At 29.9% G+C, this 10348-nt stretch carries 8 protein-coding genes; all 8 read right to left on the bottom strand.

The genetic code is table 11. From position 1 onward, the window contains the following. Positions 1–297: 297 nt before the first annotated feature. Entirely contained in the window at positions 298–1128 is an 831-nt protein-coding gene (locus tag HMPREF1639_RS02935; protein ID WP_198021047.1) for a hypothetical protein, read from the bottom strand. Positions 1129–1130: 2 nt separating this feature from the next. Beyond that, the gene (locus HMPREF1639_RS02930) at positions 1131–1628 is read right to left on the bottom strand and encodes a Mov34/MPN/PAD-1 family protein (RefSeq protein ID WP_036763078.1); all 498 of its coding nucleotides are present in this window, start codon (positions 1626–1628) and stop codon (positions 1131–1133) included. Positions 1629–1630: 2 nt separating this feature from the next. After that, on the bottom strand, positions 1631–3346 hold the full coding sequence (locus tag HMPREF1639_RS02925; RefSeq protein ID WP_036763077.1) for a ThiF family adenylyltransferase: 1716 nt from the start codon (positions 3344–3346) through the stop codon (positions 1631–1633). Positions 3347–3349: 3 nt separating this feature from the next. Next, positions 3350–4369: a nucleotidyltransferase domain-containing protein gene (locus HMPREF1639_RS02920; protein WP_036763076.1), complete on the bottom strand. Its 1020-nt coding sequence runs from the start codon at positions 4367–4369 to the stop codon at positions 3350–3352. Positions 4370–4382: 13 nt separating this feature from the next. Further along, positions 4383–8474 carry an Eco57I restriction-modification methylase domain-containing protein gene (locus HMPREF1639_RS02915; RefSeq protein ID WP_036763075.1) on the bottom strand — a complete coding sequence of 1364 codons (4092 nt, stop codon included), beginning with the start codon at positions 8472–8474 and terminating at the stop codon, positions 4383–4385. Continuing rightward, positions 8461–9399 (bottom strand): hypothetical protein, encoded by a 939-nt coding sequence (locus HMPREF1639_RS02910; RefSeq protein WP_036763074.1) that lies wholly within the window; start codon positions 9397–9399, stop codon positions 8461–8463. Before HMPREF1639_RS02910 ends, HMPREF1639_RS02915 begins: the two co-directional genes overlap by 14 nt. Next, positions 9400–9618 carry a helix-turn-helix domain-containing protein gene (locus HMPREF1639_RS02905; protein WP_036763072.1) on the bottom strand — a complete coding sequence of 73 codons (219 nt, stop codon included), beginning with the start codon at positions 9616–9618 and terminating at the stop codon, positions 9400–9402. A gap of 131 nt (positions 9619–9749) precedes the next feature. Then, positions 9750–10127 carry a hypothetical protein gene (locus HMPREF1639_RS09350; protein ID WP_242847264.1) on the bottom strand — a complete coding sequence of 126 codons (378 nt, stop codon included), beginning with the start codon at positions 10125–10127 and terminating at the stop codon, positions 9750–9752. Positions 10128–10348: the final 221 nt, after the last annotated feature.

Below are 10348 nucleotides of genomic sequence, written 5' to 3'. Positions count from 1 at the left end.
TTAATAGATTTTATTGATTTAAATTATCACCAACGTTATTTGACATAGAACCAAAATAAAATAACTCCTTTTTAACTCCCTTGATATAATTTTAAAAGGTGTACCCCTTGCAAATAAAGAGGTACACCGATTTATTATACTATTCCCATTCGATATGTCCATTGATATCGTTTTGTATAAATGGAGTAAAATCAAGGTTTTTATTATCAAATTTAGCCTTATTATCCGTTTTATTTCTGTTTATCTGATTTTTTGCAAGCATATTGCAAGCACGAACTTCATGTTGTTGTAAAACACCTACATAACGTTATGAGGTTTATTAGCAAAAATTCTTTCTCCATCCCTATTTTGTTGAAATACATTAACATGTTTAACATTACCTCTTTCTGCAAGAGATATAGCTTTTTTTACAATTTCAAATGTATTTTTAGGATTCGTCGTTGAAAAAATATTAAGGGTTACACCGTCGTTTAATTCTCTTATCTCTTCAACAATAGTATCAACAAGTTCTTTAGAATATACTCTCTCACCAAATCTTAAAAAATCTCTTTTCACCGAAATAGTCGTATTGGTTTTGAAATTGGAAGGTATTTGGTTGTAAGAGATAGGATAAGTATCTTGTATTATTAAATTAATATCTTTAGAGTTAGGATTTATTTCATTCATTTTTCTTTCAACATTAATCTGGTATTCTTTCTGTGGAAAAACACTTTCTTCAAAAGGATATTCTTCAAAGGTGTCTCTAAGAATCAACTTATATTGAGTATATATTGGCACTAAGATTAAGTTGCATTTTTCATATCCTAGTATCTTTGAACACAACCAATACCAGCAATATGGTTTATTGTGATAAATGTTCCCTTTATTATAAATTTTCTCTTTATTTGATTTTCTAATGACATGAAATAAAACATATAATGCAATTAGACATCCCATAGTCCAATTCCCAGAAATCATTAAATAATAATATTTTGCATTTTCTATCGTAGGGCTCACATCACCCAAAAGTGTTTTAATTATTCCAGCCAGATTAACAATCGTCGGAGCTATTAAACAAATAATCAGAGAGAATATTTGCATTAATTCTCTTGCTGAATCTAATATAAAGTTCTTTATATATTTTTTCACTATCAATTTCCACCCACATCCTTCCAGAAAATAGTCTTTATTAATCTAACTTGTAATGTATTATTTATTTCCCACATTCTAATGGCTTCATATCCTACTATTATATGATAAAATTTAACATCACCCTTTGAATCCTTGCTAATCTTCTTCCAATTTTTTAAATCTATGCATGAAAAATTAGGTATTGCTTCAGGATGAGTATGCCACTCGCCTATATATCTGAGAGTCTCATCACTTTTTTTATAAAGATTTTCAAACAATTCTATATGCCTTTTATCTTTTCTTATAAATCTGTTGTGTTTCCTTTCATCTTTAGGCATCGGAACAGTTATATGATTAATTATTATATTTTCATTAGATTTATTTTCTTTGCCTATCAAAATCCCACCAGCTTCCTTTGAGAAAAAGCCTTTTTGCATGTATTCAAGTAAGGTATGTGTTATATTGTGGCATACTTTGATTTTTCTCTTATTTACAATAATCGCAATATCATTGCTCACCCCTATATATCATCCTTTCCTAAATCACATAATGACACTTCTAGATATTTTTCTTTTTGATTTATATATCTATCCGAAACAGAAAAACCTGCCTTAGTAAGATAGTAATCATCTCCCTTTTTAGAAGCAATAACATTATTGCTTACCCTTCCATCTATCTCTCGCTTAAATAAATCCATGAACAAAATCGAACTTTCAACTGATAACGTTGAGCCATAAGGTATGAATGCACCATTACATCCAGAATACGTTTTAGCAAAAACTTGTCCGTTTTTAACATATGAAGATAAATCTAATATTCCGTCATGATTGATACTAAAAATATCTCGATAATCATTTCCGTCTTTAATATTAATTCTCGCAACATGGCAACCTATATCTAAAGGTTCATTCCATATATAAAATACTGTTTTCAGAATTTTATTTTCCAATAGATATTTATTCAACCATATATTTATCGTGTGATTACCAGTGGCAGAAACAATGTAATCAAAATCATCAAAATTTAAATCACAATCAATTATTGCATCTTCTATTTTTTCCGAAATTGCTTTTGCATTTATTTCTGGCAATGTCTTCTTTGCATAGTTAACTAAAGATACTGCCTTATAACCATAAGTTGATTCTATCCCGAGAAAATGCCTAAATGCGTTTTCTGGTTTTAATATATCATTATCAACGAGTATTATGTTTTTACACCCTGATTTAATTAAATCATGAAATACATAACCACCAATAGAGCCACACCCAATCAATAAAATAGATTTATTAACAACCTTATTTGCTAAAAAATAAGTTCTACTAGATAAATAATCTACATCTAGTCTGTGAATTGAAAGGGGGATTATTCTGGTAAAAGATACAAGTCGAACTTTATCTTTTGTTAAAAATTTTGGATTTTCAACCATAAATCCGCAAGTATTTACCATATCATCATCTTGTTTTATTTCAAAAACCAACATTAATTTACTACTGCATTTACCTTTCAATTTATTGAAAGACTCAAAATTTATGAAACTCAACAGTTTATTTAAGAACTCATCAAGCTTATAATCAAAAATATTAGGAGGATATATATACTCAAGTGGATTAATATAAAGGTAGATGCCGTTTTTTTGTGTACCTTTTTTTCCCCAAGTATCAAAATCTTTTTGATTGGTAGAAGCAAAATATTTTACATCATTTTTTCTTTTTATATACGCTACAAACGACTCATTCTTTCTTTGTTTACTTTTCGATGCTATTTCACAAAATTTTATATTTGTATCTTTCTTCTCAGTTGGAAGTGAAACATGAGCAGTCGATATATCCATGAGCAATGCAAAATACGAATCAAATTCCTTTATAAAATCCTCTTTATTTTTACCTAAAATTCCATCTTCAATTAACTCTTTCGCTTTTAAAATACATTGCTTAAAAAGCCCTTCAAATTCCGGATAAATTATTGTACCTTCTAAATCAAATAAGCATAATTTTCCTTTTTTATCTATATGAGGTATAAACGGCAATTCATCAATCAAATAGAAATCAAACAAATTTAATTCCCAGTCATCAGGGATACCTATTACAATAGGTATCCACTCCTTCAATATATCAAGTTTGCAGCTAATAATCCAAGCATAACTTTGTCCATTAAATATTTCATTTTGCCTAACATCTGATTCAGAAATATGCTTATTATCCAATACAACATTGCTAATATCAGTGTAGTTAACCATTAATTACTCCATTCCAGAAGCACTAGAAGATGGAATATAATCAAATTGTTTTTTAGCTGAATTCTTTGCTTCAGGTATTTCAAAATCATCTCCAAAAATTTTATTTAATTTCTTATATTGTTCTAGTTCATCTGCTTCATCTCTGACTTCTACGAGATCTTTTTTAAGCTTTTCAATTTTATCCTTAAAATCTGTCATCTGAGCATCACTCATTTTTTCAAAAATATCATTACCAAATTTAAACTTTAAAATATATGGCAACGACAAAGATATTCTATACATATACCTTCCAGATTCATTTGTCCTAACATAACCAAACTTATTAATTATAGTATTTACAACATCAATTAGAGAGCTTAAGTCGTCTTCTTCATAATAATTAAAATTATCAGCAGCAATCAATGTGATTCCTATACTAGGTGGATTAGCATGACCAGTATTTGAAAATTTTCTATTTTTCCATTTCTTTAAATATCTAATTACTCTTCTAAATTGATTTCTTTTTTCTCCAACCTCCACACTATCATTTATATAGTCAACTAATCCTTTAGGATCTGCCTCTTCCCATTCTTGTGAGTCTTTATCTTTTCCTTTAGCTATATACAATTGACTTTTTTCATCATCTTTATCAGCATAAAGATATGTAACTAAATCAACGTGAAATTTAGCTTCTCCATCTTTTTTGTAAGTAACTGTAACACACGGTTTCTTAATTTCAGATCCGTAGTCTGTATGATTTTTTAGAATTTCACAAATTTTTTCCTTTAACTCAATTGGATCATAATCATCCTTGTTTGCAGAAAATCTTAAAGCTACATCAATGTCATATTCGCTGTCATCTTCAGGTTCGATACCTGTACACATTGCATAACTACCTTGATTTAGTTCCTTAAATGAAGGTAATTCATCGTTATTCCTCAGTTTACCAAGCAATATATCTCTCTTATCACTTAATTCTTTTTTCACTTCAAAATCCGCTCTGATTTTATCATTGAATTTTTTAAATTCAGATTGTACACTCATTTTTATATTCCTCCTACATGTACTTTATTGAAGATTTTATATGTTCTCTTTCTTCTATTGACAACCCATACTTATTAAATAACTGCTCATCTATTTCATTTATTGATTTTGACCAATCAATATCCGATTTTTCTGTGAAATCTTGCATTGGGACAAACCTATAGGTAACTCTTGTGCCATTTTGATTGGCTTTGGAAATGCTAATCAAATATCTAACCATTTTGGTTTTAAGATATTTTTCTATATTATTAGATGATTGTTCATCAAGGTTTAGATCTCCCCCAATAACCAAATAAGTTTCCGTTACTATTGAATTAGGCTCACTTATAATGGTATTTAAATTATCATCAGCTAAATTAGTCCCTATGTTATTTGCAAATGGTGTTATAACCTTCCAACTTTGGATCCAATCTCTGTTTTTTTGAATTAAATCATTTTCTACATATCCAATTTTCCCTCTACTTGCATAAATTTTAACTGGATCAATTAATGACTTTGTAGAACTCTTAAAAGATTCACTTGATGTGAATCTTGTATTAAACCCAAAAGGATTCCTTACAGATACATATGTTGATAACATTTTAGTAGAATTATCTTCAATATAAATGTGTTTCTTTCTTATCATATTAAAAATAACGTTGTATGCTACATTATCAGTAATAAAAATGTCTATCCCATCTATCTTTTTGGGCCTTATTTGATCACTGATTACCGCTCCATCTTTGACTGTTTTAATTCTTATTCCTGCGGTATTATCATACTCGCTATCAAATAAAAAATAATTTACCCCTCCTCTTAAATTTACGTGAGGAAATACATCTTGAGATGTAATAAAATTCGTTATTAATTTAAGCCCTTTATTGTCTAGCATGTATTCCCTAAAATCATCTAAACCTTTTCCGCCAGTAAACCATACACTTGGTATAATCATTGTTACATAGGCTGGTTTTAGACCTAAGGCAACCATAGAAAACTTATTATATATTGGCTTCGCACTTCCTGTTCCGCTATCATTATCACTAATTTGATATGGCGGATTGCCAATCACAGCTCCAAACTTCACCCTATTCTCACCTGCCTTTATTTCATCTTTAAGACTAATCTTGCTAAACAATTTATCTTGCTTAAGAAGATCATTAATCCTTGTGTAATTTACTTCTCCATTTTCATCTTTCACTTCAATCAAATCATACGCATTAAACCCACTCGCTATATTATCTACATTCAAATTCAATATTTCATAGAATCTTCTCGTAAATTCATACGCTATTGATGATGTAGGAATTGAATAAATAATGTCTTCTACATCTTCGTGGTAATATCCAAGTTCTGTTGTTAATCTCTTATATAAAGATACAGCATATTCACCTGATTTACTTGCAATATCAAGTAACTTGTCCTCTTTATCTACTATTTCTCTTAAATCCTCTTCCGGTAGTAATGCTACCATCTCATCACAAACTTTTGAAGGGGTGATAACTTCAGATTCCGACATTCGATTAAATTTTTTAATTGAGGTCATCGCCCTATCAAGAGGTGAAACACATTCATCTGAGGCAAGCCTAAAGATGTTTTGAATTTTATAATCCAAACTACTTCTCTTAAATGGATCCATCCTGTCGCTAATCTTTTGCAATACACCTTTCTCCAAATAGAGGTTTTTTGCAATTCTTTGGTTGTCAAATTTGTCCAATGTATTCAAAATATCATCTAAAGATGAAACCTTGTCCTTTGTTAAGAAAGAATAAAAAAGTAATCTTTGATAGTATGTCTTAATTTGACTTTCTAGTTTTTTAACCTCATCATCTGTTTTTGTTTCAGTATAATCTTCAGTTGGTGTATCTTTTTTATCACCACTATCTTTTTTATCATCTTTTGGCCCTTCTATATCCAAGTCTTCACCATCACCTTGATTTGGATCTATGGTTAATACTTGCTTTGAATTAAACTCGGCTTGAGCTTCTATAACCTTTCGTATATCAACATCATTTAAAAGAGCTAAATCAACAGGTATATCCACTACCTCATCTGAAACACTTCTTTGATTATTGTATTCACTTACTGCCTCTAAAATATTCGTAGCATCTACTTGTTTTATTTTATTATGATTCATCATAATAATTGGGGAAATACGAAGTTCTTCTACAATTCTTTCTTTTAGCTTACTGTTTCCATTTTTTTCTGTATTTACATTGTAAATAAGAGATTTTTGTTCCTGCATTCTAAATAGTCGATTTGGATCAAAATCTACAAGCAAAGTCTGAGGTTTCAAGTTCTCTTTGATAAATCCATTTTCACTAGATAAGGTTCTAACATATTGATTTTGCAACCTAAAAATAGATTGGTCGTATTCTTGAGGGGAAGCTGTATCTTTAAAATAAAGCATGGTATCCCACTGTTCTACAGTAGAGCCTGTTAGCATTCTATTTACCGTCAGTGTTAATGTTTTTTGATTTTTTTCTTCACACTCTTTAATTTTTCTCTTAATATCATCAGGCTTACTATATTCTCTTCTAGCTTCTACTCCTGAAATATTTATAATTTCATATTCGTTTAAGTTCTTAAATATATCTTTATTTGTTCTAATAAGTTCTTCCATGGCATCACAAGAAGCACAATAAGGTAAAACCATAACCATATGTCTACACATCTTGCCTTCTTTTATTTTGTCATAGTCTAAGAAGCCTAATAGTTCTTCATCTTCTTTACTTCCATCAATTACCCTAAGTAAATCAAGAATTTCAGACTCATTTATAAACTTCTTATGCCCTTGATTAATCGCATCTTTTTTTATAGAAATCGGTTCAAGTAATTTTGAAAAAGCAAAGCTAACTCCACTTTTTCTCAAAGCTTCCATTTTTTCACGAGAAGATTTGTTTGGGTTAAAAGCAAAGCGAACCATTTGAGGAAAACCATAATATGGATTGTCCCACTCATTCACATCATCATTATTAAGATATTTTCTATCCCACTCTTCTTGTTCTTTTACAATATCTGAAAACTGAACAAATGAAATAATGTCCTCTTTTTCAAATTCGCTTCCCATCAAAATACGATAAGGTGTTCCTGATAGGTGAAGTCTTATTTTTGCGTTAATTTTTTTAATCTCAACATCTGCGTCTACTAAATCTATATTTTCATCTTCAAGTTTACTGATGTTCTTTTCGTCAGTCTTATCATAACCAGCATTCTTTAAAATCTTTCCAAAAGATTTTGCTCTTGCTCCAAAATGTGTTTCATCAACAATAAGAAGATCAATTTGTTCTCCAAAAAGTTCCTTATGTTTATCTTTAATGTTATCCCCTTGAAGATCTTGAAGAGTTAGAAATATAACTACTTTCTTTCCTTCTGAATGTTTTTCTGATATTACATTCTCATTAGCCAGTAAATCAGATGATTCTAAGAATACATACTCGAAAAAGTTCCCTGCACTTTCAACAGTTTTTTTCCATTCATCTTTAACATCCGCCTTAGCTGATACAACTAGGACAGTTTTAGCATTCATTTTTAAAGCACAGCAAAGTGATGTAAATGACTTTCCAAAACGCATAACTGCATACATTAAAAGATTTCTTCGCCCATTTTTAACAGCATTAATAAAGCTATCTACAGCAGCTTCTTGGTTTGGTCTTAAATCCCAATTTCCGCCCCTCTCATAATGATATGTTTGGGGTAGTTTATTCTTTGAACTATAGTATTCATATTTGCTTGAATTAGCTTGATAATTTCCTTTTATATCTTCAATTGCATTATCAATATCTTCTATTTCTGTTTCTTTGAAAAATTCTTTACTGTAATAGATGTCATCTTCTAAATCAGCTCGCTTTAATCTTTCTTTGTTTAAATCATTCTCAAGATATTGATGAATGGCATAGTCTCTAAAATAAGTTTCTTCATCGATGATGGCTTTATTTTCATATTGCTTCTCTAGTTCCGGAAAAAATACTCTCCATTCATTTAATCTTTTTGATACAGGTCTATATGTATCGCCAACCTTTAAATAATTTGGCACTGTATTTGTTGTAAAAGCATAAATATGAGGCTCTACTCTTCCAATGATAATCCTATCTAATATATCTATAGCTTCAATCTTATTTTCTTTCATTTGCATCATCCTCTTTATTTAACAAGTCTTGGAAAGTAATGTTTTTTCTTGCTCGCCAATCTTTAATAACACATAAAACTTTTTCTTCTTCTCCTACTAAATCAAAAAACTTAAGTTGCATATTTGGTTCAACAGCTTCTTGATAAGGAATAGTAAAGGTAAGTCCATCCATTTGCCATAAATTCCATGAAATTATTTTTGCAATTTTTAATAGCTCTTTTTCTTCCGGCTCTCTTTTTAATCTAGCTTCATAATAATCACAATAGGATGCAAGAAGATTTTCTCTTGCTATAAGTAAACTGTCTCCCTGAAACTCAAAACCGTAAATACTCTGAAAGGCTCTTTCTGCCCATTTTAACCAGTCTTTTTCTGTTTCAGTATTTTCATTTACAATTCTCATTTTTCGATCGAGCATACCAATTCTACTCTCTAATTCTATAGACTCTCCTGTAACTGTGTCATAACGGCTAACTAAATAAGGAGCTTCTCCGCAGGTAATTTCAAGTCTATTTTCATCAACATATGTTTTCCAAATCTTTCCTTTAGGAAATTCTATTTGTTCAGTGATAGCTTCCCAAGTTTTTTCTTTTTCAATATTAAAAACTTTATCTCTTTCAAACCATGCCTTGTCAACCAAATTATTTTGAGCATTACATATCCAACTAGGTGTAAAGACCTCTGCCTTTTCTTTAGTTCGATTGCCTTGATTTTCTTTTGTTTTTAATATTCTTGGCTGAATAATATTGCTATTTTCCCCAGTAATTAGATAAAAAAGAATAGGAAAGTGAGAATTGTACTCTTTTCCTAAATTTTCATAGTCATCTGTTCCCCAAATTATATTTCTATTCGTAGTTCTATCGATAAGAAGAGTTTCCAGAACTTTTTTGCTCCATTTCTCCTCATCTACATCAATTGTAAATGCCATTTATTTGTCTTCCTCTATGTCTTTTTCAATACAAATCAAATCTCCTACATCTGCACCTAATTCTTCACAAATTTTCCCTATTACAGAAAGAGATACCGCATCACCTCTAACCATTTTTGATATCGTTGTTGGTGATATTCCTGTCTCATCTATTAAATCCTTCTTCTTCATATTCTTGTCTATCAACAACTTCCATAATCCATTGTAGTTAAATTTCATTTTTATTTCTCCTCATTCCATAAAAATGGACTTTTTATACATTATATTATAACACATACTACATATAGTTGCAAAAAATAAATCGGATACCAAAAAATTGGTGTAGACCTAAGACCACACCAATCATAAATTCATCGTTCAACTTCTTTGCTTACTTCTTTCTTTTCTTTATGCTTATCCATATATTCGATATGCTGACTCTTAATCGCACCAATAACCGATTCTTTTTTCTCTGCTTTATTTCTTCCGAAATATTCATTCATGTTATTTTTTAAATGTTCCAATTCCGCATACTGAACTGCTAATGAATTATGTTTCTTGATTATCTCCTCTTGTTTAGCTTGCAATTCTTTAGAATGCTCGTTTAATTTCCTAAAAAAATTTTTACCTGATTTTTTCTTCAATCCTTCTAATATAGTATCTTTCAAATGCGGAAATTGCTTAAGAAAAATATCTATTTCCTCATAGGATTTCTGATAGGCTTCTATATCTTTTCGGTTCATCATCATATAAATTTTATCATTCGGATTTCTGCGATAACCCTGATAATGCTCTCTTTTGCTGATACAGATTTGAATATGCTTAACTACTTCCTTTATCCTCTTTTGTTCCCATGAAAGTTTATCAAATTCTTGTTTTAATTCATTTCCAAAATTGCAATATCAATTTGTACACTTTTTGTCCTTCCTGCCAAAATATCAGAACTTGACCTGAAATATATGTCAAGACT

Source organism: Peptostreptococcus sp. MV1 (assembly GCF_000758885.1).
In the GTDB taxonomy this organism is placed as follows: Bacteria; Bacillota; Clostridia; order Peptostreptococcales; family Peptostreptococcaceae; genus Peptostreptococcus.
The sequence above is the reverse complement of the archived record's forward strand: the minus strand, read 5'-3'. Positions and strand labels throughout refer to the sequence as shown.

Excerpts from the sequence above, each read along its gene's own strand:
- HMPREF1639_RS02925 (WP_036763077.1), bottom strand. The coding sequence starts at position 3,346 with ATGGTTAACTACACTGATATTAGCAATGTTGTATTGGATAATAAGCAT.
- HMPREF1639_RS02920 (WP_036763076.1), bottom strand. The coding sequence starts at position 4,369 with ATGAGTGTACAATCTGAATTTAAAAAATTCAATGATAAAATCAGAGCG.
- HMPREF1639_RS02915 (WP_036763075.1), bottom strand. The coding sequence starts at position 8,474 with ATGAAAGAAAATAAGATTGAAGCTATAGATATATTAGATAGGATTATC.
- HMPREF1639_RS02910 (WP_036763074.1), bottom strand. The coding sequence starts at position 9,399 with ATGGCATTTACAATTGATGTAGATGAGGAGAAATGGAGCAAAAAAGTT.
- HMPREF1639_RS02905 (WP_036763072.1), bottom strand. The coding sequence starts at position 9,618 with ATGAAATTTAACTACAATGGATTATGGAAGTTGTTGATAGACAAGAAT.
- HMPREF1639_RS09350 (WP_242847264.1), bottom strand. The coding sequence starts at position 10,127 with ATGATGATGAACCGAAAAGATATAGAAGCCTATCAGAAATCCTATGAG.